Origin of the sequence: Advenella mimigardefordensis DPN7 (assembly GCF_000521505.1) — a bacterium.
Taxonomy (GTDB): Bacteria; Pseudomonadota; Gammaproteobacteria; order Burkholderiales; family Burkholderiaceae_B; genus Advenella; species Advenella mimigardefordensis.
Genome location: NZ_CP003915.1, coordinates 1,694,461 through 1,721,416 on the forward strand (window position 1 = coordinate 1,694,461; position 26,956 = coordinate 1,721,416).

Genomic DNA, 26,956 nt, shown 5'->3' on the forward strand with positions numbered 1-26,956 from the left:
GTATAATGACATTTTTGCCTGCGTGGTTCTGATCCTGTTTTGATGCCGCTCTCTACGGCAGCAGATCATCACGTTACCCCTTTCCCGGTTTACCCTGCCATGAATGCTCCTGATCCTCAACTGGATTCCCTGCGTCTGCCACCTCATTCGGTTGAGGCGGAACAATCCGTGCTTGGCGGATTGCTCATCGACAATGCACAACTGGAGAATATCAGCGGTCTGCTCAACGAGGACGATTTCTATCGTCATGATCACCGTTTATTGTTCCAGCATATTTGCAAACTGATCAATCTGGATCGTCCGGCTGACGTCATTACGGTGCACGAATCGCTGGTGCTCGAGAGCAAGTCGGACGAGGTTGGCGGTCTGGCTTATCTGGATGCGCTCACCCGCAACACGCCGTCAGCGGCGAATATTATTCGCTATGCGGAAATTGTTCGCGAGCGGGCGATCCTGCGCAAACTGGTCACCTTTGCCGACGAAATTGCATCCGAGGCGCTCAATCCCAAGGGAAAAGAAGCACGTCAGCTGCTGGACGAAGCAGAATCGCGGATCTTGCAGGTTTCCGAAGGATCGTCTGCAGGCAGTGAGTTCAAGGAAGTAGGTGATCTGCTGGTCGATGTACTTAAGCGGATCGAGGAGCTGGGCGAGGGCGATCACGGTGATGTTTCCGGGATTCCTACCGGCTTTGTGGATCTGGATCGCAAAACCACGGGTTTACATCCGGGCCAGCTGGTAATCGTAGCGGGTCGGCCGGCCATGGGTAAAACCTCGTTTTCCATGAATATTGCCGAGCACGTCGCCATCGACGAAGGTTTGCCCGTAGCGGTTTTTTCGATGGAGATGGAGGCCACCCAGCTGGCAGGCCGGATGATTGGTTCCATCGGCAAGCTGGATCAGCAGCGTATGCGCACCGGCAGGCTGCTGGATGAGGATTGGCCCAAGCTGACACACGCCATGCAATTGCTGCAGGAAGCCCAGATCTATATTGACGAGAGTCCGGCACTCAGCCCGCTGGTGCTGCGCTCACGTGCTCGCCGGTTAAAGCGCAAGTGCGGCAAACTGGGCCTGATTGTGGTCGACTATTTGCAGCTGATGTCGGGCAATGCCCTGTCCAAAAACGATAACCGAACGGCCGAAATCTCTGAAATCAGCCGTTCGCTTAAAACCCTGGCCAAGGAAATGGAATGCCCCGTGATTGCGCTGTCGCAGTTGAATCGGGGCCTGGAGCAGCGTACCAACAAGCGGCCGATCATGAGTGACCTGCGCGAATCGGGCGCGATCGAGCAGGATGCCGACCTGATTCTGTTCATTTACCGTGATGAGGTGTATCACCCCGATAGCCAGGACAAAGGCTCAGCCGAAGTGATTATCGGCAAGCAGCGTGCAGGCCCGATTGGTACGGTCCGGCTGACCTTTGCGGGTGAATATACCAAGTTCATGAACTACGCCGGCCCGGGCGACAGCTTTATCGCAGAATAGAAACGGCAGAAGGGGCAGGGCCGGCATCGTGCCGGCGCTGCCCCTTCTGCGCGTGTGCCATGCGCTATAAGCGCATGACACGGTGTATTTCGCCTTGCGGGCGCTTTATTTTACATGCTTGCTTTTACGGGTATGCTTTTACAGACCTGCTTTCGCAGGCATGTTTTTACAGGCTTGCTTAGGTCGGTTTTTTGAGCAATGTCTCTTCTTCATCCTGGTCAACAGGAATCTCTTGCGGGCGCTTGCCCAGCCGGGCGGCAATCACGGCGCATACCATCAGCTGGATTTGATGGAAAATCATCAGGGGCAGGATAATCGCCCCCACCGCCTGGCCTGCAAACAGTACCTGCGCCATCGGCAGGCCACTTGCCAGGCTTTTCTTCGATCCGCAGAACACAAGTGTGATGCGGTCTTCAAGCGAGAAGCCCAGCAGGCGCCCGGTCAGTGACGTCAGAAGCAGCACAAGGCCCAGCAGCAGGACACTCACGAACACCACAGCCACGAGGGCCTCAATGGGGGTTTTATGCCAGAGGCCTTCATTAACAGCCTCGGAAAAGGCCACATAGACCACCAGCAGGATAGAGCCCTGATCCACAAACTTCATGAGCGAAGCGTGCCGGCCGATAAAGCCTGAGGTCCATGGGCGGCTGAGGTGTCCCAGCGCAAAGGGCACCAGCAGTTGCAGGGTGATCTTGCCAATGGCTTCCAGTGCCTGGTTCGGATCTGCAGATGCGTTGCTGTCGGCAATCAGTAAATTGACCAGCATGGGGGTGATGAAGATGCCCAGAATGCTGGACGAGGACGCGCTGCATACGGCTGCGGGGATGTTACCGCGGGCGATGGAGGTAAAGGCGATGGCTGACTGCACGGTGGCGGGTAGTACGCACAGATAGAGTACGCCTTTGTACAGATCAGGCGTGAGCATGGGTTCCAGGACCGGGCGCAGAAGAACGCCCAGCAATGGGAACAAAATGAAGGTGCAGGAGAAAATGACCAGATGCAGCCGCCAGTGCGTTGCGCCGGCGATAATCGCCTGGCGCGACAGACGTGAGCCATGCAGGAAAAACAGCAGTGCAATGGCCAGATTGGTGACCAGCTCGGCGACAGGCATACCCTGGCCATGAGCGGGTAACACAGACGCAATAATAACGGCGATGATCAACAACAGGGTAAAGCGGTCGATTTTCAGGAAACGAAGCAGGGACTGGGACATTGCACGGTTCTACGGTTAAGGATTGAATGGTTGCGGCTATTGTACTCAATCCTGTGGCCAATGCAGTGGGGGCCTGGTGCGCGGCGGGCGCAAGTACACGCTTATCGGGTTGATTGATCGCGGTGCAAATATACGTCCCGGCACCTGACAATGAGCCCATAACCCCCGGTTTTAGAGGCTTGTGAGCCGGTGGGCTGTGTCCCGGGCAGGTATGTTGAGCCGCTGCGGAACAACAGTTATGGACATCGGGTAAAATCACCTTGAACCTCTGGTGATATATTCTTAGTCAATAAAAATAAAAAAGGCCGATGCCCCGCTAATACTGCGGGTGTCATCGGCCTTTGCCTTTCACTGCGCTTAATCGTTAGCGCTACAGCGCATCTCCGGCATAGTCGGCAAGCCGTGAACGTTCGCCTTTTTGCAGTGTGATATGCCCTGAATGCGGCCAGCCCTTGAAGCGGTCTACAACATAAGTCAGACCCGAGCTGCCTTCGGTCAGGTACGGCGTATCAATTTGCGCGATATTGCCAAGGCAGATGATCTTGGTGCCTGGGCCCGCCCGGGTGATCAATGTTTTCATCTGCTTGGGCGTCAGGTTCTGCGCTTCATCAATAATCAGATATTTGTTCAGGAAGGTACGGCCACGCATGAAGTTGAGCGACTTGACCTTGATATGCGATTTGACCACTTCCTTACTGGCACTGCGATCCCATTCGCCGGCTGAACCGTCGTTCTTGGTGCCGGTATTGAGGAACTCCAGATTGTCTTCGAGTGCGCCCATCCAGGGTTGCATTTTTTCCTCTTCCGTACCCGGCAGAAAACCGATGTCTTCACCCACCGGTACGGTGACCCGGGTCATGATAATTTCGGTGTAGCGCTTGGTTTCCAGCACCTGGGTGAGCCCGCAGGCCAGGGCCAGCAGGGTTTTGCCGGTACCGGCCTGGCCCAGCAGAGAGACAAAGTCAATGTCCGGATTCATCAACAGGTTGAGCGCGAAGTTCTGTTCGCGGTTGCGAGCGGTGACACCCCAGACGTTGTTTTTCTTGTGGGTATAGTCGCGCAGCGTGGCCAGGACGGCCGTTTTGCCATTGACTTCACGAACCTGGGCGTACAGTGGCGAGTCGCCTTCAAGATAAACGAACTGATTGACCACGAAATCGGCACACAGAGGACCCTTGATCTTGTAGAACGTGGTGCCACCCTGGATCCAGGATTCGACATCCTTGCCATGCTTGGCCCAGAAATTACCCGGCAGCAGCATGGCGCCGTCATACAGCAGATCGGAATCTTCCAGCGAATGATCGTTCAGATAGTCTTCTGCCTCCAGACCCAGTGCCCGTGCCTTCAGGCGCATATTGATGTCTTTGGAGACGAGCACGATCTGACGCTGCGGCTGTTCGCGATGCAGGGTTTGCACCACACCCAGAATCATATTGTCGGCCTTGCCATTGGGCAGGTCTACCGGCAGCCGGCCATCCATATTCTGTGTCTGAAACAGCAGGCGACCGGTGGCATCCTTGTTGCCCAGTGAGTCCAGCGGCATGCCTTTGAGAATATCTTCCGTTTCGGCAACCAGTGCGTCCAGCGAGCGGCTGACCTGGCGTGCGTTGCGCGCCACTTCGGTCATGCCCTTCTTGTGATGGTCCAGTTCTTCGAGCGTCATCATGGGCAGGAAAATATCATGCTCTTCGAAGCGGAAGATGGAGGTGGGATCGTGCAGTAGCACATTGGTGTCCAGAACGAAGAGCTTGGACACGCCATTGGTGCCGGCGGTGTTCGCTGCGCGTACCGGTGCGGCACGGGTGCTGCCTGATTTGCCACCGGCAGGTGCTGCGCTGCTGCCCGCATCCGCCTTGCTTGCGGGGGAGCGACGGGCTTTGGGTTCAGCCTGCTCGCGCGCCTTCGCTGCGATTTTGGCTGTTTCCTGACCGGGAGCCGGTGCGGTGACTTCGGCTGCAACCGCGAGCTCTGCCGGTGCCGCGTCAACGGCCTCCTGCTGGGTGTAATCGGTTGCATTGGCTGCTTCGGCACTTGCCACCGTGCCGGGTTGATCCTGCTTCTGACGCTTGCGTCCACGGGGCGCTGCGGATGCAGCGTCTTCCCGGGATGCTTTTGGAACCGGCATTCCCGTCATATCCAGGATGTCGGCAGGTTTGGCAGGCAGCTTTGGAAGTGGCATAGATAGTTTCTCACATGGCTGTTGTTCCATGGGCGGTTGCGCCATGGAAAAGGGTACCTCGCAGGGCCCGGACGGGGCTAATCCTGTTTTGCGGCATTCAGGTTACGCACGGCATCCAGCACGGCATCGACATGGCCTGGCACTTTCACTTTGCGCCATTCCTGCACGAGTTTGCCCGCTTCATCGATCAGAAAAGTGCTGCGTTCAATCCCGCGTACCTGTTTGCCGTACATGTTTTTCATCTTGATGACGTCAAATTGTGTGCACAAGGCTTCGTCGGCGTCGGACAACAGGGCAAAGGTCACGTTCTGCTTGGTGGCAAAGTTTTCGTGGCTTTTAAGCGAATCGCGCGAGACGCCCAGAATGACGGTGTTTTCGCTTTCGAAGTCGCTCAGTGCGTCCCGGAACCCCTGGGTTTCTGTGGTGCATCCGGGGGTGTTGTCCTTGGGATAAAAATACAGTACGACGTTTTTGCCTTTAAGGGCGGTCAGGGAAACCGGGCCAAGCTGGCTCTCTGCCTTAAAAGCCGGTACCTTTTTGCCGACGGTGGGGGGGCTGGTCATTTTATTCTCCTTCACTGAGCATGAGCGCGACTGCAACATTGCGGCCTTCTGCCATCAACACATTATAGGTGCGTGCCGCCGCTTTTGAGTCCATGGATTCGATGCCTACACGGGCAGCCAGCAGGGGCGCGGTCACAGCCGCAGGTAGAAAATGCTGCCGCGTGCCGGTGCCCACGAGCAGGATTTCAGGTGTGTTGGTAAATCTGGTGACGGGGCCATCGTCAAGAAAGTCGATGGCGCTGCCTTCAACCTTCTGAATGTCCGCGGCCAGAATCAGCTGCTCTGTTGTAATGTCGCTGACGGCGGTCACGTTCCATGGGCGGACGGTACCTTCAGGGCGAAACGCAATGGCATGAGTATATTGAACTTCATTGACTTCGATGAAGTGGTCCCCGTAGCGGGTGACCGTGTTTAGTGCGGTTGGCTGTTCTCTTTTCAGTTCCACAAAGACTCCTTGTGCGTTTATCTTATTCTAACTGTATTTCATATATGTGATAGTGGTCCCGTGATAATTTCGCCACGCGGGGATGGTCTTGCCCTAACCTTGCCTTCGCGAAATAGGGAATGCCCGCAGTGGCGGTCACGTCACGGTCAGGGGCGGGCGCCGGTTCGGCAAGCGCAGGATGTCCCCTTTTTTGTACTGCAATGACACAGTCATTGCAAATTTTTTTTGTGCATCTGCAAAATCGTTTGCCGTACGGCCTTATATACGCTAGATTTACTGGTTTCACCCTAAATTTGTTCCTTCACTTATTCCAGGTCCGTCATGAGAAACTTCCCACGTATAGAAAGGCTCCCCCCCTATGTATTTAACATTACCGGCGAGCTGAAAATGGCGGCGCGCCGACGTGGCGAAGATATCATCGACATGTCCATGGGTAATCCGGATGGCCCGACACCCAAGCATATTGTCGACAAAATGGTAGAGGCGACCATTCGCCCCGATACCCACGGTTATTCAGTGTCCAAGGGCATTCCGCGCCTGCGTAAAGCGATCTCCGACTGGTATTCCCGTCGTTACAATGTGATTCTGGATCCCGACAAGGAAGCCATTGTCACCATCGGCTCCAAGGAAGGGCTGGCTCATTTGATGCTGGCTACGCTGGACAAAGGCGACACGGTGCTGGTTCCTAACCCCAGTTACCCTATCCATATCTATGGTGCGGTCATTGCCGGCGCCAATATCCGCTCCATTCCCATGAAAAAGGGGCTTGATTTCTTTGAGGAAATCGAGCGAGCCGTGCGCGAGTCTATTCCAAAGCCGAAAATGATTATTCTGGGTTTCCCCAGCAATCCCACCGCGCAGTGTGTCGATCTGCCGTTTTTCGAGCGGGTAGTCAAGCTGGCCAAAGAGCACGATATTCTGGTTGTACATGATCTGGCGTATGCCGATATCACGTTCGATGGCTACGAGGCACCTTCCATCATGCAGGTGCCGGGCGCCAAAGAGGTGGCTGTCGAATTCTTTACCATGAGTAAAAGCTACAATATGGCCGGCTGGCGTGTAGGCTTTATGGTGGGTAACGCTGAACTGGTTAATGCGCTGGCCCGCATGAAAAGCTACCACGATTATGGTACGTTCACGCCTATCCAGGTGGCTTCCATCGCCGCTCTGGAAGGTCCGCAGGAGTGTGTGGCCGAAGTGGTCGCGCACTACAAAAATCGCCGTGATGTGCTGGTCAAGGGACTGCATGAAGCTGGCTGGATGGTAGAAATTCCAAAGGCGGCCATGTATATCTGGGCTGAAATCCCCGAGCCCTACAAAGCAATGGGATCACTGGAGTTTTCCAAGAAGCTGCTGGCCGATGCCAAACTGGCCGTCTCTCCGGGTATCGGTTTTGGCGACCTGGGCGACGATCACGTGCGTTTCGCCATGATCGAAAACGAACAGCGTACGCGCCAGGCAATCAGAGGAATTAAAGAAATGTTCAAAAAAGACGGGTTCCTGAAGAAATGAATCCAATGAAGGTAGGTTTATTAGGTTTTGGCGTAGTGGGCAGTGGCACGTACGCGGTGTTAACGCGCAATGCCGAGGAAATATCACGTCGTGCCGGACGCCAGATCGTGGTGTCCAAAGTGGCGACGCGCACGCCGGCCAAAGCGGTGGCGGTGTTCGGCGACCGGGTGCCGGTCAGCAATGACTTGGCCGGCCTGGTGGCCGATCCCGAGGTAGATATTGTTGTCGAACTGATCGGTGGCACGACCCGCGCCCGGGAACTGGTGCTGGCTGCCATTGAAAACGGCAAGCACGTGGTGACGGCCAATAAGGCATTGCTCGCGCTGCACGGGAATGAAATTTTTGCCCTGGCCAGCAAAAAAGGCGTCATGGTGGCCTTTGAGGCGGCTGTCGCTGGCGGTATCCCGATTATCAAGGCGATTCGTGAAGGTCTGACAGCCAATCGGATTCAGTGGCTGGCCGGCATTATCAATGGCACCACCAATTTCATTTTGTCGCAAATGCGCGAGCACGGTCTGCCCTACGAGACGGTGCTGGCGCAGGCCCAGCAACTGGGCTACGCCGAGGCGGATCCTGCCGGCGATGTCAAAGGCATTGATGCGGCCCACAAGCTGACCCTCATGGCCTCTCTGGCGTTTGGTATCCCCATTCAGTTCAGCAAGGCGCATATTGAAGGCATTGCCGACCTGGATCAGCAGGATATTGTTTACGCGGAGCGTCTGGGTTATCGCATCAAGCTGCTGGGCATCACGCGCCGCCGTGAACAGGGCATTGAACTGCGCGTGCACCCGGCACTGGTACCGAACAAACGGCTGATCGCCAATGTTGAAGGCGCCATGAACGCCGTGGTTGTCAACGGTGATGCGGTAGGCGATACGCTGTATTATGGCCCCGGCGCGGGTTCCGAAGCGACGGCCTCGGCTGTGGTGGCCGATCTGGTTGATGTGACCCGGCTGCATACGTCCGATCCCGGCAATCGTGTGCCGCACCTTGCATTCCAGCCAGGCGCGTTGTCAGACACGCCTATCCTGGATATGGAAGACGTACGCACCAGCTACTATCTGCGTCTGTCGGTGGAAGACCGCTCCGGGGTGCTCGCTGACCTGACTCGTATCCTGGCAGATCATCAGATTTCGATCAACTCCATGATGCAGGAACAGGACGGGGAAAACCGTGCCATCATTATTTTCCTGACGCACGAGGCCCGGGAAGGTGATGTGAATACGGCGATCAAAACCATTGAAGCCATGCCTTTTGTGTATTCGTCCATTACGCGTATTCGTCTGGAACATCTGGACTGACTGATCTGACCGGCACGACCGTCTGCAGCAGGGTCGTGTCTTCTTGTTTCCGGCAGGTGATGCCGGCATAACGGAGCAATAATGAAATACATTTCAACCCGTGGCGGCATGAGCCCGGTGTCTTTTTCCGAAATTCTGCTTGAAGGGCTGGCGCGTGATGGTGGCCTTGCGGTACCCGAGAGCGTTCCATCAGTCAGCCCCGCTCAGCTTGAACAATGGCGTTCGCTGTCTTATGCCGAACTGGCGACGGAAATTCTGAGTCTGTACATTGACGATATTGCGCGCCCTGATCTGGAGCGTATCTGTAAGGCGGCCTATAACGAATCGGTTTTCTCCGGCAGCGAGATTGTGCCACTTAAACCGTTGAATCAGTCCATGACGCTGGTGGGCCTGTCCGAAGGACCTACACTGGCTTTCAAAGACCTGGCCATGCAGTTTCTCGGGCAGGTGTTTGAATTTGTGCTGGCGCGGGAAGGACGCAAGCTGAATATTCTGGGCGCCACCTCGGGCGACACCGGTTCGGCGGCAGAATACGCCATGCGTGGCAAGCTGGGTGTGTCCGTTTTCATGCTGTCGCCGCAAGGCCGCATGAGTGCTTTCCAGCGTGCCCAGATGTATTCGCTGATGGACGACAATATTCACAATATTTCGGTTAAAGGCGTATTTGATGACTGCCAGGATATCGTTAAGGCACTGGCCGGCGATGTCTCATTCAAAACCAGCTACCATCTGGGTGCAGTCAACTCCATCAACTGGGCCCGTATTTGCGCGCAGATTGTGTACTACTTCTGGGCCTGGCTGCGTAGCACCGATGCTGCGGCCAGTGCCGGCACCGACGTGTCCGGATTTAAGGTATCGTTCACGGTGCCTTCAGGCAATTTTGGCAATATCTTATCCGGCCACTTCGCCCGCCGCATGGGCTTGCCGATTCATCGTCTGGTATTGGCAACCAATGAGAACAATGTTCTGGAAGAGTTTTTCCGCACGGGTGTGTATCGCCCCCGTGCCAGTGCCGAAACGCTGGCGACATCCAGCCCGTCCATGGATATTTCCAAGGCGTCCAACTTCGAGCGTTTTGTTTTCGACTTGCTGGGTCGGGATGCGAAACGTCTGGCGCAAATCTGGAAAACACTGGGGCAGAACGGGGCCTTTGATCTGTCTGCCGAAAAAGCACGCTTTACAGAAGAGTTTGGTTTCGTTGGCGGTTGCAGCACACATGCGGATCGCCTGAATACGATCCGTCAGGTGCAGGAGCAGTCAGGCGTGCTGATTGATCCGCATACGGCCGATGGGGTAAAGGTCGCACAGGCATTCGTCGAAGAGGGCATCCCGATGCTGGTTCTGGAAACCGCATTGCCCGCCAAGTTTGGCGAAACCATCCAGGAGGCAACAGGCAAGGAACCGCCGGTGCCCGAGCATTTGAAGTCGCTGGCTGATCTGCCCCAGAAAGTGGTCATCATGGATAATGATGTTGAAGCCATACGCGATTATATTAAAGGGCGGGCGCTACGCTGATCTGAGATGGGCAAAGCTGCAGGTTTAGCCTGGTACAGGCCTTTATCGTACTTGCAATTATCGCACTTGAAATATAGCCCCTTAGATTCATAGCACGTGAAATACATAGCACTTGAAATACACCCTCCTTAGTTTAAAAAGTAAGTTAAAAAGGTCGATCCGGTGGATCGGCCTTTTTTTATAACGCGCACTTTTATGACATGCACTTGATTCAGAACAAGCCTGGACTGTCTCTTCTATAGGCTTTTTATAAAATATGTATATAATATGCATGTTATGTGTTCTGAACGGAACCGCTTACCATGCATGCCACCACACCTGCGCAACCCCGTTTTTCTCTCCAGGCATTCCTGTCTCTGGGGTTTCGTCCCTTGTATATGAGCGGCGCGGTCTGGGCGCTTATTTCGATTGTCATTTGGATTTTTGCGCCGCAATGGTTGACCGGACAGATGGGTGGTGTCTGGTGGCACGCGCATGAGATGCTGTGGGGCTTTGTGGCCACCATCGCCGTCGGCTTTCTCACAACGGCCAGTGCGACCTGGACGGGACACAATCCGATCAAAGGAGGGGCGCTGGGTGCGCTGGCGCTGTGCTGGCTGGTGGCTCGTCTGGCCTATCTGATGCCAGGCCGGATTGCATTTGGGGTGGGCGCGGTTGCCGATGCCGCGTTTTATCTGGCTGCTGCACTGGCACTTGGGCGAGTCATCTTCAAAGCACGCAGCAAACGCAACTATGTTCTGCCATTGATGATTTTGCTCCTGGGCGCCAGTCACATCCTGTTTGTGCTCGCCATTGCGCAAGGCAATACCTTGCTGTTGACCGGTTTTATGCGTACCGGCATTCTGTGTATGGTCTTTATCGCTTTGTTAATTGCCCGCAGGGTCATCCCTTTCTTTGCAAGCCGGGCGATTGCCGGATTAACGATCCCCATGCATCAGCGCTCGGGCATGGTGCAGCTTGTTGCCTGTGCGCTTGCCTTATTGGGCGTGTTCGCGGGATTCGATGATCTGGTGGCGCTGGGCGCTGCGGTGGCCGGCGCGATTGCCCTGTATCAACTGGTGCAATGGAAGCCGGGCCGGGTGGTAGGTGTGCCGTTATTGTGGGTGCTGTATCTTTCCTGGTTTTTCCTGGGCGCAGGCCTGTTGCTGGCAACCTGCTTTTTTATGGGCTGGCATCCAGGATGGCTGGCGCGCCAGGCGCTCTATGTGCATGTGATTGCCATGGGCGGCTTGTCTTTAATGATCATGGGCATGATCACGCGCACGGCACTAGGTCATACCGGCAGGCCTTTGCAGGCGGATCGCATTATGGTGTTCAGTTATGTGCTGGTCGTGGTGGCGGTTCTGGCACGCCTGATGGCGCTGATCATGCCGTCGCTCACCATGCCCATGTTGCATCTTGCTGCGACCGCGTGGGTCGCTGCATTCGGCCTGTATCTCTACCGTTTCGTGCCGCTGCTTGTTAGTCCCCGGCCTGCGGCAAGCCCGGCAGCACCGGGAGTGATTATTCGCCCCTCCGAAAGACAATCATGAGCGCGGCTGCTTGTCGCGCGCCAGCACACGGCGCAGCATAGGCTCGATACGCGAGAGCTCGTCCTGGTGCGCTGCCGACAGAGACGCCAGTTGTTCCTGCGCCTGCCCGGTCAATTGCAGCAGTACTTTGCGTTGATCCTCCGGGTCGGCGCTGCGTTCGACCAGACCACTATCGGCCAGTCGGTTAGCCAGCTCCACTGCACTATGATGCTTGATTCTCAGCCGTTCAGCCAGGGTGCCGATGGTGATCGGTTCACCCTTGCCATAGCCTTTGATGACCAGCAAAGCCTGATGCTGGCGCGGTGTCATGCCAACGGATTTGGCTCGTTCCTCACTGAATTCAAGAAAACACCGTATCAGATAGCGAAACTCAGCCAGGGCAGTGTAGTCGGATTGGTCAAGTGTGTCGTATGGCATGGCGATGAGGCAATAGCAGGGGAAGAGAAGCGCACATGTCAGTGTAGCAGATCATGATTTGGAAATTTATATCGTAATACGATATAATTGCCCGTTTCCTTTTATTTTCATCTTCTCTTATATAAATCCGGTTGCGCTGGCGCTCATCCCTGGCGCTTATGCTTCCTGTTCTTTTCTCATGACTATTAAACACAGCCGTAATCGCCAGCTCAGCGATTTTTCAACGGATAAGCGAGTGCTTTTTGTGATGGCGATTGCCGTTCCGGTGGCCATTGTGGCCATGTTCGCCGGGATGCTGCTGTTGCAGTTGATCCGCTTATGTACCAATCTGGCGTATTTCGGCCGGTTTTCCTTCGAGGAGGCCCAGCTTGGCGATGTCTCTCTCGGTTTATGGTCTGTTGGTATTCCGGTGGTGGGCTCATTGTTGATCGGATTGATCGCACGTTACGGCAGTGAAAAAATTCGTGGCCACGGCATTCCGGAAGCGATCGAAGCGATTTTGCTGGGTCGTTCGCGCCTGGATGCGAAAGTGGCGGTGCTCAAACCCCTATCCTCAGCGATTGCGATCGGCACCGGCGGACCCTTCGGGGCGGAGGGGCCGATCATCATGACGGGCGGCGCGATTGGTTCGCTGATTGCCCAGGCGCTGCCTGTGTCCGATAGCGAGCGTAAGACGCTGCTGGTAGCGGGCGCCGCGGCCGGTATGACAACCGTATTTGGCACGCCCATTGCCGCCATCATGCTGGCGGTTGAACTGCTCTTGTTTGAGTGGAGCCCGCGCAGTTTTATACCCGTGGCCGTGGCCGCCACGGTGGCGGAACTTGGCCGTAGTCTGATGGGCATGGCCGGCCCGCTGTTTCCCTTTGATGGCGTGATGCTTACCAGTCTGCCCGGTTTTGCCGGGTGGATTGCTATCGGTATAGCGGCTGGCCTGCTGTCTGGCGTTTTGACGCAATTGGTTTATGCCTGTGAAGACGGTTTTCAGCGGCTGCCAATTCACTGGATGTGGTGGCCCATGATAGGCGGCCTGGTCGTGGGTATTGGTGGCCTGATAGATTCGCGTGCACTGGGTGTGGGTTATGAGAATATCTCGGCCATGCTTGGCGGTCAGATGCTGGGGGTGGCGGCGATCGTGCTATTGCTGGTCAAGGCCATCATCTGGGCGGTGGCGCTGGGTTCCGGTACATCGGGCGGGGTGCTGGCACCGCTTTTGATCATGGGAGGGGCAATGGGAGCGGCGCTGGGAGGCTGGCTGCCGGACGCTAGCCCGGGTTTCTGGGCCTTGCTGGCCATGGCGGCCATGATGGGCGGTACCATGCGTGCGCCGCTGACCGCCACTTTTTTTGCTGTCGAACTGACGGGCAATATCCATGCGCTATTGCCGCTGATAGTAGCCTGTGTCACCGCGCATGCGGTGACCGTGTTGCTGATGAAACGCTCGATCCTGACGGAAAAAATTGCCCGACGTGGACATCACATCGTGCGTGAGTATCGGGTAGATCCGTTTGAGCTGACGCATGTGAAGGACGTGATGACCGGGCAGGTGATCAGTGTGCCTGCCAGCATGACGCTGCGCGCGGCGGTTCGTTTCCTGACCGCGCCGGATACCCGCCACCCCAGCTTTCCCGTCGTAGATGAGCAAGGTCAGGTGCTGGGCATTATTGATCCGCCATCGGTGCTGGCCTGGCGGCGTGCCGGCAAGCACCGTGAGCAGACGCTGGATCAATTACTCAGCGGGAAAAAAATGACGTTGGCCTATCCCGATGAGTATCTGGCTGGGCTGGTCGACAAACTGGTTCATGCCAATGTGGCCCATCTGCCGGTCGTTTCACGCGCCGACGGTACGCTGGTAGGATATATCGGCTGGAAAGATCTGATGCGCGTGCGCCAGCGCTTAAATAGTGAAACGCATGATCGTACTGCGCTGATGGGACGCAAGCGTCAGTCGGGCGGATAAGAATGCGGTGGTCAGGATCGGGCGGTCGCGTTGGCAGCAGCTTTGTTGTCAAACGACGTGCGGACCGCCTGCGCAGCGCCGATGCCGCTGATGACGGCGCCTTCCAGCACTGCCGGATAGCCGGTATCGGTCCAGTCTCCCGCCAGAAATAGTCCCGGCCACGGCGTCGTGTTCTTTGGCCGCGCCAGAAGAGGTGTTGCGGCGAAGGTAGCGCGTTTTTCGATGATCAGTTCATGGCCCAGTACGGCGGGTAGCAGAACCCCCTTGGGTAACTGGCTGCGTACCTGGGCCAGCACGGCATCGGCGATCCGGTTTTTGTCTGTTCCGACCAGGTGATCGGCATGACTGATTACAATTGAAATTGCGTGGCGATGCTCATCATCCCTGGCCGATGTCGGTTCATCGGAGGCGCTGGCGTTGGCTGCATCTGCAGGTGCAACGCATGCGCCCCGGCTGGCTGAGGGCTGCATAAAGCGGCTGCGATTGAAGAGCCATTGCCCGTCATGGTCAAGGTCGCGATTTTCGATAAGCATATACATGCAGTCCGGCAGCGGAAAGGGTGCCGCAAGAAACACAGTCAGCGTGGCGATGGCGTGGTATTGAAAGGACTGCAACTGCTGCAGCAACGGCGCAGTGCGTTGCTGGTTCAGGTTCAGGTTCAGGTTCAGGTTCAGGTTCAGGTTCTGGTTCTGGTTCTGGTTCTGGTTCGAGTTCGAGTTCGACTCCGGGACTGGGACTGGGACTGGACTTTCGGTAGCCGGCTTCGCAGCGTCGTGAATCGCCGCGCGTGTGCCAATGGCGTCGGCAGAGTGATGTACGTTATCCTGCGCCAAACGCGCCAGCAGGCGATGGCAAATCAAAGGCGGCGCAGCAAGGATAACGGCATCGAAGGGCGCCGTACGTCCACCATTTGCGTGTTGCATCTGGTTGTCGTTGTTGTCCCGCAGACCGATCTGCAGCGTGTATCCGTCTGGCGTTCGCGTGATGCTGCGTACGGGTGAGTTGGTGTGAACGGTCAGTTGACGCGCCAGCGCCTCTGGCCACAGGGCGCTCAGATCAACGCGCGGCAGAATCAGATCGCAGGCGTCGGCGCCCGCACCCAGACTGTCTTTCAGGACGCCGGCAAACAGTGCCATCGACGCCTCTGCCACAGGTGTGTTGAGTGTGGCAATGCACAAGGGGGCCCAGAATAGCTGTATCAATGCCGGGGCCTGACGTTGTGTGTCCAGCCAGGTCTGTACGGTTAGTTCTGGCTTGACCTGCCAGGCTGCTAATTGCAGTTGAAATAATGCCCTGGCCAGAGAAAATTTGTCGCGAACCGTTAACCCTGTCAGACGCAACAGGGCCAGTGGCAGGCGCAGGGGACCGGGGTATGCGCGATTGACGCGCAAGCCAAACCGCCTGTCCGGAGTCGTCAGCTGTAGCGGTAGTCGCAGCAATGCCTCATCCAGATCAATTCCGATATCCTGCATGAGAGCAAGTATTTGCCGGTAGGCGCCCAGCATCAGGTGCTGGCCGTTGTCCAGGATCAGATTGCGGCGCGGGATGAGCGCCTTGCGGGCGCGGCCGCCGAGGACGGGGGCCTGTTCAAAGACTTCGGTATGCCAGCCGGCCTGCTTCAGTTTCCACGCGGCTGCCAGGCCTGCCCATCCTGCACCGACGACTGCAATGCGCGGGGACGAGGTGTGGTCAGCTTGCGGGGACATCCAGCTTTCGTATTTTACGAACGAAGCCCTTGCCGCCACCCACCCAGATTTTCCAGGCAATGATCAGCTTGCGCAAGGGAGTCAGGGAAATGCGGCTGCTCAGCACCGGCCAGCCATCCTTTTCGATTTCACACAGCAGGGTATAGTAGATCGCCGCCATCATCAGCCCGGGGCGCTGTGCGCGCCGATCCTCTTCATGCAGCAGTTGCATGGCTTCCCGGTACAGCTGGCGCGCACGGGTCGTCTGAAACGCCATCAGCGCACGAAAGTCCTCGGTTTCGCGGCTGTTCAGAATATCGGCCGCCTTCACGTTATGTTTCTGCAGATCATCTATCGGCAGATAGATCCGCCCGCGCCGCGCATCATCGCCGACGTCGCGAATGATGTTGGTCATTTGCAAGGCCAGGCCAAGCTTTTCGGCATAGGGCAGGGTGTCATTGTTTTGATAGGTAAAAATCTGGGCAGACAACTGTCCGACCACGCCTGCCACGTGCCAGCAATATTTGCGCAGGCCGGGCCAGTCCATATAACGTGTCTGGTCCAGGTCCATTTCCATGCCATCGATAATCGCCTGGAACTGTTCTTCACGCAGCCCGAAAGCCGCCAGGTGCGGCTGCAACGCCTGCGTGACCGGGTGTTCGGCCTTTCCCTCGAACAGATTGTGGATTTCCTTGCTCCACCAGGCCAGCTTGATGCGGGCCACAGAGGGGTCGGTGCATTCATCGACCACATCGTCTACCTCGCGACAGAACGCATATACGGCGGTAATGGCCCGGCGCTGCTGCGCCGGAAGAAACAGAAAGGCGTAGTAAAAGCTCGAACCGCTACGCGCCGCTTTCTCTTGGCAATATTGGTCAGGTGTCATAATACTTATTTCGTACGCTGCGCCACGCAAGCAGGGCCCAGTCTTTTTTATTCAGTGTTGGTCGGTGGTCGAAGACGTCGCCCGCAACGGCGTCTATTTTTTCCAGTATGCGCAGGCCGCCCTGGACGATCATACGCAGCTCCAGGCCTGGCCGGCCATGCAATCGTGAACACAGCGGCGCACCGGCAAGCAGTATTTTACGTGCAAACGCCGTGTTTTCCTGCATTAACCGGGGCCAGTGCTGATTCAGTTGGCGCGTATCCAGATCGGCATGGGTCATGCCGTGGGCGGCGAGCCTGTCTGCCGGCAGATAATAACGCCGGCGCTCTGTGTCGATGGCAATATCCTGCCAGAAATTAATCAGCTGCAGGGCACTGCAGATATGATCAGAGAGCTGCAGCGAGGAGGCGTCGGTTACGCGATACAGGTGCAAAAGCAGGCGACCTACCGGGTTGGCCGAGTAGCGGCAATAATCAAGCAGGTCGGTATCGTTCTGGAAGGGCCGGTGCTGTACGTCCTGGCGGAAAGCCACCAGCAGATCGCGCAGAGGCGTGATCGGCAACTGGTGTAACTGCATTTCGCGCTGCAGGGCAAGAAAAAGGAGCTGCGGTACATCGTCGAAATGCGTGGCTGAAAAATCGCTGTCCTGCATTCGGACCACCGCCTGATCAAAGGCGTCGAGCTGGGTCAGACGTTCCAGGGCGCTGGCCTGGCCTTCGTCGGCAATATCGTCGGCGCGCCGGGCGAAGGCATAAATGGCGGTGACCGCAGATCGCAGGTGCCGGGGCAGCAGTATCGAGGCTACCGGGAAGTTCTCATAATGATCGACGGACATGAATACGCGCTAATGTAGTGACGCAATGATTATAATTTACGCTGATCATTCAAGTACGACGAAATTGACTAGTGGAGCTACACCATGCCGCGTCCCATCCGGGCTGTCATATCACAGCAGGCCATGTCACACAATCTGAGCGTTATCCGGCAGTATCTGGATAATGCCCGGCAGGCCCCGGCGGCGGCTGCGCATGGCGCGCAGGCGACCTCTCCGGGGGCGACGCATATCTGGGCTGTTATCAAGGCGAATGCCTATGGCCATGGGCTGGAAACAGCCATTGGCGGTTTTGCGCAGGCTGACGGCCTGGCCATGCTGGACCTGCAGGAAACGCTGCGTGCCCGCCAGGCCGGCTGGCAGGGGCCACTGCTGATGCTCGAAGGTTTTTTCGAGGCGCGGGATGTGCCGGAACTGGTCAGGAACCGGGTAGTCAGTTCGATTCACCATCCGGAACAGATCCGCATGCTGCAGGCCAGTACCCTGGCTGCGCCGCTGGATGTTTTTCTGAAAATCAATACGGGTATGAACCGGCTGGGCTTTGCGCCGCAGCAGTTTGGCGAGGCATATCAGGCGCTGCAGGCCCTGCAGCAGCACGGTAAGGTGGGGCGTATCGGTTTTATGACGCACTTTGCCGATGCCGATGGCGCACACGGTGCGGTCGATGCGCCGGCGCAGGTCTTTCATGATACGGTGGGCCAGTGCCAGGGCAGCATCAGCCTGTGTAACTCGGCCGCAGTACTGCGTTACCCGCAGCTTGCCGTGAGTGCCGCAGACAACTGGGTTCGGCCTGGCATCTGTCTGTATGGCTCCTCGCCGTTTGCCAATACCACCGGCGAAGAATTCGGACTGCGTCAGACCATGACGCTGCAGGCGCGGTTGCTTTCCATTCAACACATCAAACAGGGGCAGAGCGTGGGTTACGGCTCAACCTATACCGCTGCGCGCGATATGCGCATTGGTGTGGTGGCTTGTGGCTATGCTGACGGTTATCCGCGCAGCGCCCCGTCCGGCACGCCGGCATGGGTCAACGGTGTGGCAACCCAGCTGGCAGGGCGCGTGTCAATGGATATGCTCACGATTGATCTGGATCCGGTTCCCGATGCCGTCGTGGGTGACTGGGTAACCCTGTGGGGCAATGAAGGCCCGCATATTGATGAGGTTGCGTCTGCCGCGGGTACAATTGCCTACGAACTGCTGTGCGCGCTGGCGCAACGGGTTCCGGTTCATGTTGAATATTCGGGAGAAGTCGTTGAAAAATAAATGTGTCCTTGTAACGGGTGCCACCAAAGGGATTGGCTGGGCCATCACCCGTCGTCTGAGTGACGCCGGTGCCCATGTGGTGGGGATTGCCCGGCAGGTCAGTGATATTGATTTTCCCGGCTTTCTCTATCAATGTGATCTGAATGACGCTGGTCATACCGAAGAAATGCTGCGCATGATCCGCGAGAAATACCCGGTAGATGCCGTGGTGAATAATGCGGGCATCGTGCTGGCGGAAAACCTGGGCGAAATCAATTTGTCCTCGTTGTATCAATCTTATGATGTCAATTTGCGTGCCGCTGTACAAGTGACGCAGGCATTTGTCGAGTCCATGAAAGTCCGGCGCGAGGGGCGAATTGTCAATATTGCCAGTCGTGCCGCCGGCGGTAAAGCAGGGCGCACCAGCTACTCAGCTTCGAAAGCGGCCCTGATCGGCTGTACCAAGACCTGGGCGCTGGAGTTGGCAGAGTATGGCATTACCGTTAACGCCGTTTCGCCAGGTCCGATTGAAACCGAATTTTTCCGCAAGGGACAACCGGCAGGCGGTGACGAAGAAAAGCAACTGCTTACGCGCGTGCCGATGAAGCGTGTGGGGCGTCCGGAAGAAGTGGCGGCTGCCGTTGCCTTTTTGCTTTCTGACGAAGCGGCCTATATTACCGGGCAGAATCTGTGCGTAGATGGCGGCGCGTCTATATAGTACGTAGTAAGAGCTGTGGCCGATGCCGCCTGCGGCCGTTCTGGCGGTATGGGCAATTGGCGGTATGGGCAAAGCACATCTTTAGTGGTCACAACAAAGTGCTGGCTGGTCACAAACACATTGTTCCCTGTTCGTGAGTGTTGATCAAACGATATCGTTGCTTCATCGCTTCTGCCCTATCGGGGCAGGCCCGGCGACCAGATGCGTCAGCCGCAAGAGCCATGTTGGGGTACGTTCAGCAGTATTGATCATCGGTCCAGCGAGCGATAGCCGGCTGGACCGGCAGTTTCATTTATCATTTATTTTTTGACAGCCCTGGGCAGGGCAATGGAAATCAGGCGCAGTATGGCAAAAGCGAAAACGGTGTATGTATGTCAGGAGTGCGGGGGCGTCAGCGCCAAGTGGCAGGGGCAGTGTCCACATTGCCAGGCATGGAACACCATGGTGGAAACGGTGGAGCGGGGCAGCGCAGCGGCAGCGCCCAATCGTTACGCACATCTGGCAGAAGCCGCACCCGTGCGGAATCTGGCCGACATCGAAGCGCGCGACACCCCCAGACAACCCACTGGTTTGTCCGAGTTTGATCGGGTGCTCGGTGGCGGATTGGTGCCCGGTGGCGTGGTGCTGATCGGCGGCGATCCGGGTATCGGCAAGTCAACGCTGCTGCTGCAGGCACTGGCCTCGCTCTCGCAGGCAACACCGGTTCTGTATATTACCGGCGAGGAATCCGCCGAACAGGTGGCCTTGCGGGCCAAACGTCTGGATCTGGCCACGGGTGCCGTACAACTGGTGGCGGAAATCCAGCTTGAGAGCATCCAGGCGGTGTTGCAACAGCACAAGCCTGCCGTGGCGGTTATCGATTCGATACAAACACTGTATTCTGCTGAACTGTCGTCCGCGCCCGGTTCTGTTTCCCAGGTGCGGGAATGTGCCGCTCAGCTGACCCGTATCGCCAAGCAGACCGGGGTTGCCATGGTCATGATCGGCCATGTGACCAAGGACGGTACGCTGGCCGGCCCCCGGGTGTTGGAACACATTGTGGACACCGTTCTGTATTTCGAGGGAGAAACCGATTCGTCCTACCGTCTGATCCGGGCCTTCAAGAATCGCTATGGCGCAGTGAACGAGCTGGGTGTGTTCGCCATGACAGACAAGGGTCTCAAAGGCGTGAGCAACCCTTCGGCACTGTTTCTGTCACAGCACACCGACAATGTGCCGGGATCCTGTGTGGTGGCTACTCAGGAAGGTAGCCGGCCATTGCTGGTGGAAATCCAGGCGCTGGTCGATACGGCACATGTGCCCAACCCTCGACGCCTGACGCTGGGGGTCGACGGCAGTCGCCTGGCGATGTTGCTTGCGGTATTGCATCGTCATGCGGGCGTGGCAACATATGATCAGGATGTCTTTGTCAATGCTGTGGGCGGGGTCCGTATTACGGAAACCGCAACCGATTTACCCGTGTTACTGGCCATTCTCTCGTCGCTGCGCAACAAGCCTTTGCCCAAAGGGTTGATTGCCTTTGGTGAGGTGGGGCTGGCCGGTGAAGTGCGTCCGGCCACACGCGGACAGGAGCGCTTGCGCGAAGCGGCCAAGCTGGGCTTCAGCCTGGCGCTGATTCCCAAACATAACGCCCCCAGGCAGCCGATTGAAGGGCTGGAAATCAAGGCCGTCTCACGCCTGGAGGAAGTACTGGAACTGATTCGCTAGGCACGGGCGTCATCTGGTGGTCGCCCCCCGCAGACGCAGGCTTGCGCTCTACATTGCAGGTGTTGCCGACAGGCACAGGCAAACACAGTTGACGAAGGTCCCCGCCAGGTGACCGGCTTGGACCGTTTTAAATTGAGAAGACATGGATTGGTATCTGAATTTGCTGTTGTTTGTTTCGCTGGGTGCAGCCATTGGTTTCGTTGGGGCCATTGTTGGCATTGGCGGCGGCCTGATCGCCATTCCGATGCTGGCGCTGGTTTTTTCCATGCCGCAGCAACTGGCCCAGGGCACGGCCCTGCTGATGATTGCGTCTAATGTGATACTTACGCTTAGAAATTACCACAAGCGCTCACCCATTGATTTTCGCAGTGTGGCCATCGGTGTGGCCGCCAACGTGGTCACCACGCACCTGGCCGCGCTGGTGGCACAGGACATGAGTCCGGTCCTGCTGCGCAATCTGTTCGCCCTGTTCCTGGGCTCGGTGGCGACGTTTTATGTGTGGCAGACCCTGAGAGCCGGAAAAAAACGCCCGGTAGCAGAGGCCGGCGCTGCCCGGCGCATGGGTTTCATACAATATGTCATACTGGGTTCTATTTCGGGCGTGATCGGCGGACTGTTCGGTGTGGGCGGCTCGCTTATTCTTGTGCCGGTCATGACGGTGGTCTACCAGTTTCGACAGACCTCGGCCCAGGCAATGGCGCTATCCATGATTCTTCCCGGTACGCTGGTGGCCTTGATCACCTACTCATGGCATGGCAATACCGACTGGACGGTGGGGATCGCATTGTCCCTGGGCGGGATGCTGATGATCCGCCAGGGCGTGCGCCTGGCGTTTTATCTGCCCGAGCGTACACTAAAACTGATCTTTGCCGGCGTGCTGTATCTGACTGTGGCATTGCTGTTATTGAAATAAATTCTATCTTTCAGGAGAACCTATTGAGTTCCTTGGCAATATGGCAAATGGCATGGCGTCTGTTTCGCCGCGACTGGCTGTCGGGCGAATTGCGTCTGCTGGCGCTGGCCTTGGTGGTTGCGGTCACTGCGGTCTGCAGCGTGGGATTCCTTGCTGATCGCGTCTCGTCAGGCATCAATGACAACGCCGGCCAGGTGCTGGGGGCCGATCTGCTGTTCGAATCGGATACACCGATAGAAGCGGAAGTGGCAGAACATGCTCATGCGATGGCGCTGCAAACGGCCAAAACCTGGCAGTTTCCCTCCATGGTAACGTTCGATAAACAGTCCAGACTGGCTTCTATCAAAGTGGTATCAGCAGGCTATCCCCTGAAGGGAACGGTCACTTTGCAGGGGGCGGGCGAGGGCGACCATAGTCAAAACAATAGTCAAAACCGGCAGACGGTACAGCAGATTCCTGCAGCGGGCACGGTATGGGTTGATCCGGCCTTGCTGGCGCAATTGCAGGCATCACCCGATGCACCGTTGCGTGTGGGTATGAAGACACTGAAAGTCGCGGGCCTCATTGAAAATGAGCCTGACCGCAATGTCGCTTTTGTGAATATTGCACCGCGGCTGATGATGAACGAAGCGGATTTGCAGGGAACCGGCTTGCTGGTGCCAGGCAGCCGGGTCAAGGAAACGCTGATGATGGCGGGCGATAGTGAAACGATTGGCCAGATGCGCCAGTGGCTTACCGCAAGGCCGGCCAAGGGACGCCAGATTATTGGCACCGATTCGGCTCGTCCCGAAATCCGGGCGTCTCTGGATCGCGCAGAACAATTTCTATCGCTGGTGTCGGTGCTCAGTGTCATGATCGCCAGTGTGGCCATTGCCCTTGCGGCGCGGCGGTTTTCTGCGCGCCACCAGGACGGGCTGGCTGTCATGCGCAGCCTGGGTGCAACCCGGCGCACCATCCTCAGGCTGGTGGCAATCGAGTTTTTGCTGATTGCGACCTTTGCCTCTGTCGCCGGCGTGGTATTGGGACTGGCACTACATTATGTATTGATGTATTTTCTGGCCGGGCTGATTCCGGCCGCCCTGCCTGCCGTCTCCTGGGTACCGGGTGTAGCCGGTCTGGTCACCGGCTGGGTGCTGGCCTTCGGCTTTTCCGTGATACCGGTCATGCACTTGTCACGGGTGCCGCCACTGAAGGCGCTGCGCCGCGAGCTGGATGTGGGCACAGGCCGGCCATTGGTGGCGATTGGATTCGGTATCGTTGTGTGGGTGGGGTTGCTGTTGCTGCACACCGGCAATACCACGCTGGCGCTGATCAGTGCGGGTGGTTTTATTGGTGCCATGCTGGTGTGTGCGGCCATGGCCTGGATTATTCTGCGCCTGCTAGCCCAATTGCGTCACCGGCTGGTGGCGCGGCCGGTGCTGCGTTTTGCCCTGGCCGGTCTGGTGAATCGGCGCGGCATGACGGTGGTGCAGATAGGCGCACTTACACTGGGTATTATGATTATTCTGCTATTGGGCCTGCTGCGTACCGATTTGCTGGCGGCCTGGCAGAACAACCTGCCTCCCGATGCGCCGAACCGGTTTCTGATCAATATTCAGGAGGATCAGAAACCGGCACTGAACGAGATGTTCGCCAGCGCCGGATTGGGCACTCCCGTGCTGGATCCCATGGTGCGCGGTCGTCTGGTAAAGATCGGCGACAAGGATGTAGACCCGGCGGCATATGAATCCGAACGTACCCAGCGGCTTGCCGAGCGTGAATTCAACCTGTCGTGGCTAAGCCAGTTGCCGTCCAGTAATCGTATTGCCAGTGGTCGCTGGCTGAATCCCGAGGCTGCTGAAGTGTCGTTCGAAGACGATATTGCCCGTCAGCTCGGTGTAGCGCTGAATGACGAAGTGACCTTTGATGTTGCCGGCGAGCTGGTGACCGCCCGGGTGACCAGCCTGAGAACGGTGAAATGGGACTCCATGCAGGTTAATTTCTTTGCCATTCTGTCGCCGGCGATCCTGCAGGACAAGCCGGCTACCTGGATTACCGCGTTTCATTTACCACCACAGCAGGCCGCCTTTACCCAGGACGTGGTCAGTCAGTTTCCGAATATCACGGTTTTCGACGTGTCAGGTATCTTGCGCCAGTTACAGACCATTCTGGACAGCGTCACAGCAGCGGTGCAGTTTCTGTTTGTGTTTACCCTGGCAGCGGGTATCGTCGTGCTGAGTACGGCGTTTCTGTCAACCCAGGATGAACGGATGTACGAAGCAGGCCTGCTACGGGCCATGGGCGCCACTTCCCGACAGCTGGATCAGGCGCAGCGCAGCGAACTGATCGTGATTGGCGTGGTCTCCGGAACGCTGGCCGCGGCCTTTGCCATCCTGATTGCGCAGCTGCTGGCGGTGCAGGTATTTGACATCACCCTCAGCACCGGTATCATGCCCTGGATAAGTGGCATCCTTCTGGGGGTTATTGCATCGTGGGTTGGGGGTAAAATGGCCCTGAGAACGGTGAAAAATACCCCTCCGCTGCTCATTTTACGGAGTGCCGACTAATGGCGAGACTATTGAATATTGTGGAAAATCTGGACACCACAACCACTTTTTACGATCAGATCGGCGGTGAGGCCGGTTTGCATGCGCTGGTAGCGCGCTTTTATGATCTGATGGATCTGGAAGCGGACTTCAAAGCGCTGCGTGCGGTCCATGGCGACTCGCTGGACCACGCACGCGAAAAGCTGTTCCTGTTTCTGAGCGGCTATCTGGGTGGTCCCGACCGCTATATTGAAAAATACGGTCATCCCATGTTGCGTGCGCGGCACCTGCCGTTTGCCATCGGCATTCAGGAGCGCGACGAATGGGTTGCCTGCATGGGACGCGCCATGATGGACTGCAAGGTACCAGCGCCGCTGCAGGAGCATTTACTGCACTCGTTCTTTGGCGTGGCCGACTGGATGCGGAATAAAGATGGCTGAGCCCGATTTTCACAGCACGCACCGGCCCGGACGGCAGATGCATCAGGGGATTCGCATTCACCCTGATTTTCCGGTGCCGTCCCGCATTGAAATTTTTACCCCCCGCACCTGGGGTGATAAAGCGACCAAAGTCTCGGATGGCGGGCGCAATACGGCCTGGTATCTGGATACACCCTGGGGGGAGGCGGTCTTGCGTCATTATCATCGCGGCGGCCTGATCGGTCGATTTGTGGATGAGCGCTATTTGTGGGTTTCGGAAGAAATCACCCGCTCGTTTGCGGAGTTTGCGTTGCTGAACGAGATGCATGCCCAGGGCCTGCCAGTGCCACGCGCCATGGCGGCGTCGTATCAGCGACGCGGGGTAACCTACCGTGCCGCCATCATGACCGAGAGATTACGCAATACCATTTCGCTGGCGCAGGCAATCAGCCAGGCCGGACCGGCCAGTATCAAACTCATCGAGCCTGTGAGCGCGGCGATTCGTCAGTTGCATGATGCCAACGTCTACCACGCGGATCTGAACGCCCACAATATTCTGGTGGATGATGTGCAGAAAATCTGGCTGATCGATTTCGATAAATCCTCTCGTCGAAACATGACAGCAGCGTTACGCCAGCAGTCGCTGGAACGCCTGGGACGCTCGCTGCAGAAGCTGCTCGGAGAGCAGGGCGTCATTTTTTCGGGACAGTTGCAACAGCAATATAAGCAAAGCTGAAAAAATCGGTGACCCGGGGGGGAATTGCCTTTATTATTTCCTTTTTTTCTAACCTGCTTTGGGGAAACCGTAATGAAACCGTCCTCTGTTCGTCGCCTTGCTCTGACGATGTCCCTGGCCTGCATCGCAAGTGTTGCTCATGCCGCCGAAGAAAAGGTATTGAACGTCTACAACTGGGCTGAATACAGCGCGCCGGACACGATTCCGGGGTTCGAGAAAGAAACCGGCATCAAGGTACGCTATGACACGTACGATACCAACGATATTCTGCAGGCCAAGCTGCTTACCGGTAAATCCGGCTACGACGTAGTGGTGCCGTCTACCCATTATGCATCGCGCCAGATCGAAGGCGGCCTGTTTCAGAAACTGGACAAGTCAAAAATACCCAACTGGAAAAATCTTGATCCCGCTATCATGGATCTGGTGGCACAGGTTGATCCGGGCAATCAGTATCTGGTGCCCTGGGGCTACGGCACCAACGGTATCGGCCTGAACGTCACCAAGGCCAGGGCCGCCCTGGGTGAAGGGGCAGAGCTGGGCAAATGGGAAACGCTGTTCGATCCGGAAAATGCGAAAAAGCTGCAGGCTTGCGGTATTTCCATACTGGATGAGGCTGCCCAGGTATTTCCTGCCGTTTTGCATTATCTGGGCAAGGATCCCAATAGCGATAAACCGGAAGACTACCAGGCCGCGCTGGACGTGCTCAAGAAAATCCGTCCGTATATTCGCCAGTTCAGTTCATCCGGTTATATCGATGAACTGGCTTCGGGCGACCTGTGCATGGTGTATGGCTTCTCGGGCGATGTGATGATCGCGGCCAGTCGCGCCAAAGAAGCGAAAAAAGATTACGTGATCGACTACTACATCCCTGTGGGCGGTGCGCCTGCATGGTTTGATACCATGGCTGTGCCCAAGGATGCCCCTCATCCGGAAAACGCCATGGCGTTCATCAATTACATTGAAGAACCCAAGGTACATGCGGCCATTACCAACAATATGTTCTATCCCAATGCCAACAAGGCGGCTCGCGAATTCGTAAACAAGGAAATCGCCGATAATCCCATGATCTACCCGGGTGCCGACGTGGCCAAGACGCTGTTTGTGATCAAGGCCCAGCCGATCAAAATTGCCCGCCTGCAGACACGCCTGTGGGCTGAGCTCAAGGCAGGGAAATAAC

General features: G+C 56.9%; 22 protein-coding genes. 14 read left to right on the forward strand and 8 right to left on the reverse strand.

What is annotated here, in order from left to right:
- The first annotated feature begins 99 nt into the window (after positions 1 to 99).
- Positions 100 to 1,482: a replicative DNA helicase gene (gene dnaB, locus MIM_RS07850; protein ID WP_025372210.1), complete on the forward strand. Its 1,383-nt coding sequence runs from the start codon at positions 100 to 102 to the stop codon at positions 1,480 to 1,482.
- A gap of 178 nt (positions 1,483 to 1,660) precedes the next feature.
- On the opposite strand, the gene MIM_RS07855 is transcribed toward dnaB, so the two are convergent.
- From MIM_RS07855 to MIM_RS07870, 4 genes are all read right to left on the reverse strand, one after another.
- Entirely contained in the window at positions 1,661 to 2,695 is a 1,035-nt protein-coding gene (locus MIM_RS07855; protein WP_025372211.1) for a bile acid:sodium symporter family protein, read from the reverse strand.
- Between the two features lie 370 nt (positions 2,696 to 3,065).
- Positions 3,066 to 4,874 (reverse strand): PhoH family protein, encoded by a 1,809-nt coding sequence (locus MIM_RS07860; RefSeq protein WP_025372212.1) that lies wholly within the window; start codon positions 4,872 to 4,874, stop codon positions 3,066 to 3,068.
- A 77-nt stretch (positions 4,875 to 4,951) separates the two neighbouring features.
- A complete protein-coding gene (locus MIM_RS07865; protein WP_025372213.1) occupies positions 4,952 to 5,437 on the reverse strand; it encodes a peroxiredoxin in 486 nt (161 codons plus the stop codon).
- A gap of 1 nt (position 5,438) precedes the next feature.
- On the reverse strand, positions 5,439 to 5,882 hold the full coding sequence (locus tag MIM_RS07870) for an Mth938-like domain-containing protein (protein WP_025372214.1): 444 nt from the start codon (positions 5,880 to 5,882) through the stop codon (positions 5,439 to 5,441).
- A gap of 321 nt (positions 5,883 to 6,203) precedes the next feature.
- On the opposite strand from MIM_RS07870, the gene alaC reads away from it, so the two are divergent.
- The 4 genes from alaC (at position 6,204) to MIM_RS07890 (ending at position 11,742) form a co-directional block, all read left to right on the forward strand.
- Complete coding sequence (gene alaC, locus MIM_RS07875) at positions 6,204 to 7,394, forward strand: alanine transaminase (RefSeq protein ID WP_025372215.1); 1,191 nt, start codon at positions 6,204 to 6,206, stop codon at positions 7,392 to 7,394.
- Positions 7,391 to 8,695 carry a homoserine dehydrogenase gene (locus MIM_RS07880; protein ID WP_025372216.1) on the forward strand — a complete coding sequence of 435 codons (1,305 nt, stop codon included), beginning with the start codon at positions 7,391 to 7,393 and terminating at the stop codon, positions 8,693 to 8,695. Before alaC ends, MIM_RS07880 begins: the two co-directional genes overlap by 4 nt.
- An 81-nt stretch (positions 8,696 to 8,776) precedes the next feature.
- On the forward strand, positions 8,777 to 10,210 hold the full coding sequence (gene thrC, locus MIM_RS07885) for a threonine synthase (RefSeq protein WP_025372217.1): 1,434 nt from the start codon (positions 8,777 to 8,779) through the stop codon (positions 10,208 to 10,210).
- A 302-nt stretch (positions 10,211 to 10,512) separates the two neighbouring features.
- Complete coding sequence (locus MIM_RS07890; RefSeq protein WP_025372218.1) at positions 10,513 to 11,742, forward strand: NnrS family protein; 1,230 nt, start codon at positions 10,513 to 10,515, stop codon at positions 11,740 to 11,742.
- Here MIM_RS07890 and MIM_RS07895 read toward each other — a convergent pair.
- Positions 11,737 to 12,159 (reverse strand): MarR family winged helix-turn-helix transcriptional regulator, encoded by a 423-nt coding sequence (locus MIM_RS07895; RefSeq protein ID WP_025372219.1) that lies wholly within the window; start codon positions 12,157 to 12,159, stop codon positions 11,737 to 11,739. The two genes, MIM_RS07890 and MIM_RS07895, sit on opposite strands and share 6 nt — an antisense overlap.
- Before the next feature lie 178 nt (positions 12,160 to 12,337).
- Between MIM_RS07895 and MIM_RS07900 the strand changes: the two genes are divergently transcribed.
- Entirely contained in the window at positions 12,338 to 14,116 is a 1,779-nt protein-coding gene (locus MIM_RS07900) for a chloride channel protein (protein WP_025372220.1), read from the forward strand.
- Positions 14,117 to 14,127: 11 nt separating this feature from the next.
- Here the strand turns inward: MIM_RS07900 and MIM_RS22830 are convergent, their stop codons facing one another.
- Genes MIM_RS22830 through hpnC form a run of 3 tightly spaced genes read right to left on the reverse strand, consistent with a single transcriptional unit; the run spans position 14,128 to position 17,522 of the window.
- A complete protein-coding gene (locus MIM_RS22830) occupies positions 14,128 to 15,822 on the reverse strand; it encodes a hydroxysqualene dehydroxylase (RefSeq protein ID WP_025372221.1) in 1,695 nt (564 codons plus the stop codon).
- Positions 15,806 to 16,687: a presqualene diphosphate synthase HpnD gene (gene hpnD / locus MIM_RS07915; protein ID WP_025372222.1), complete on the reverse strand. Its 882-nt coding sequence runs from the start codon at positions 16,685 to 16,687 to the stop codon at positions 15,806 to 15,808. Before hpnD ends, MIM_RS22830 begins: the two co-directional genes overlap by 17 nt.
- The gene (hpnC, locus tag MIM_RS07920) at positions 16,677 to 17,522 is read right to left on the reverse strand and encodes a squalene synthase HpnC (protein WP_025372223.1); all 846 of its coding nucleotides are present in this window, start codon (positions 17,520 to 17,522) and stop codon (positions 16,677 to 16,679) included. Before hpnC ends, hpnD begins: the two co-directional genes overlap by 11 nt.
- A gap of 84 nt (positions 17,523 to 17,606) precedes the next feature.
- Here hpnC and alr point away from each other — a divergent pair, with 84 nt between their 5' ends.
- The 8 genes from alr to MIM_RS07960 all read left to right on the forward strand — a co-directional run bounded on the left by alr (position 17,607) and on the right by MIM_RS07960 (position 26,955).
- Positions 17,607 to 18,782, forward strand: coding sequence for an alanine racemase (alr, locus tag MIM_RS07925; protein ID WP_025372224.1), 1,176 nt, complete (start codon positions 17,607 to 17,609; stop codon positions 18,780 to 18,782).
- The gene (locus MIM_RS07930; RefSeq protein WP_025372225.1) at positions 18,772 to 19,479 is read left to right on the forward strand and encodes an SDR family oxidoreductase; all 708 of its coding nucleotides are present in this window, start codon (positions 18,772 to 18,774) and stop codon (positions 19,477 to 19,479) included. Before alr ends, MIM_RS07930 begins: the two co-directional genes overlap by 11 nt.
- Positions 19,480 to 19,824: 345 nt before the next feature.
- Entirely contained in the window at positions 19,825 to 21,186 is a 1,362-nt protein-coding gene (radA, locus tag MIM_RS07935; RefSeq protein WP_025372226.1) for a DNA repair protein RadA, read from the forward strand.
- A 142-nt stretch (positions 21,187 to 21,328) separates the two neighbouring features.
- The gene (locus tag MIM_RS07940) at positions 21,329 to 22,099 is read left to right on the forward strand and encodes a sulfite exporter TauE/SafE family protein (RefSeq protein WP_025372227.1); all 771 of its coding nucleotides are present in this window, start codon (positions 21,329 to 21,331) and stop codon (positions 22,097 to 22,099) included.
- Positions 22,100 to 22,122: 23 nt separating this feature from the next.
- A complete protein-coding gene (locus MIM_RS07945) occupies positions 22,123 to 24,645 on the forward strand; it encodes an ABC transporter permease (RefSeq protein ID WP_144084608.1) in 2,523 nt (840 codons plus the stop codon).
- Positions 24,645 to 25,064 (forward strand): group II truncated hemoglobin, encoded by a 420-nt coding sequence (locus MIM_RS07950; protein ID WP_025372229.1) that lies wholly within the window; start codon positions 24,645 to 24,647, stop codon positions 25,062 to 25,064. The genes MIM_RS07945 and MIM_RS07950 overlap by 1 nt, the downstream gene beginning before the upstream one ends.
- Positions 25,057 to 25,779 carry a 3-deoxy-D-manno-octulosonic acid kinase gene (locus MIM_RS07955; protein WP_025372230.1) on the forward strand — a complete coding sequence of 241 codons (723 nt, stop codon included), beginning with the start codon at positions 25,057 to 25,059 and terminating at the stop codon, positions 25,777 to 25,779. The genes MIM_RS07950 and MIM_RS07955 overlap by 8 nt, the downstream gene beginning before the upstream one ends.
- Before the next feature lie 108 nt (positions 25,780 to 25,887).
- Entirely contained in the window at positions 25,888 to 26,955 is a 1,068-nt protein-coding gene (locus tag MIM_RS07960) for a polyamine ABC transporter substrate-binding protein (protein WP_245592862.1), read from the forward strand.
- Position 26,956 lies beyond the last annotated feature (1 nt).